Annotated in this window: 1 protein-coding gene; it reads right to left on the reverse strand. The window is 57.1% G+C overall.

The features are described from left to right. Nucleotides 1-12: 12 nt before the first annotated feature. Nucleotides 13-764 (reverse strand): IS5 family transposase gene (locus ACZBJS_RS42645; RefSeq protein ID WP_463440345.1). Its coding sequence is split into 2 segments (ribosomal slippage): nucleotides 13-428 and nucleotides 428-764, totalling 753 coding nucleotides; the frame shifts between segments, so codons are not numbered across the junction. Between the last annotated feature and the right edge of the window lie 82 nt (nucleotides 765-846).

Below are 846 nucleotides of genomic sequence, written 5' to 3' on the forward strand. Positions count from 1 at the left end.
TAGAGCCTGTCCTCAGTTGAGCAAGATGAAAGCTGAGGCCAAGTGGATGCCGGCGAGAAAGTTTCTGGCGAGTTTGTCGTAGCGGGTCGCGATAGCGCGAAAGTGCTTGAGTTTGTTGAAGAAGCGCTCGACAAGGTTGCGCTCGCAATAGAGGGCGAAATCACACGGCAACGGAATTGCGCGGCGGGAATGGGAAGGAATGACCGGCGTGATTTGTCTGTCGGTGAGGGCTTGGATAAAGGCATCGGCGTCGTAGGCCTTATCGCCGATCAAGGCCGCAGGATTGGAATTCTCAAGCAGCGGCTCTGCACAAGTGAGATCGTTGGCTTGTCCTGGCGAAAGCATCAGCTCCACGGGATTGCCCAACGCATCGACGAGCGCATGAATTTTGGTGCTCAGTCCACCCCGAGACCGGCCGATCGCTTGGTCGCCGTTTTTTTACGCGCGCCAGCACTGTGTTGATGGGCACGCACGATCGTGGCGTCAATCATCATGTATTCGTTGTCGCGATCACTCGCCAAAAGCTTGAAAATGCGCTCGAAAACGCCGCTCTTCGCCCACCGGCTGAAGCGCTGATAGACCACTTTCCAGTTCCCGAAACGCTCCGGCAGATCGCGCCAAGGGATCCCCGCTCGGTATCGGTACAGAACCGCATCGACGAACAGTCGATTGTCGGCCGCGGTGCCACCGACATGACCTTCCCGTCCCGGCAGAAAATCTTTGATCCGCTCCCATTGGTCGTCGCGCAATGCATAGCGTCGCATCGGCCGGCCCCTCCAAAAGCCGACCACCCATGAATCACTTATCCCCTGATTTGGGAATCCCTCAACTGAAGACAGGCTCTAG

Source organism: Bradyrhizobium sp. KZN70725 (assembly GCF_055264925.1).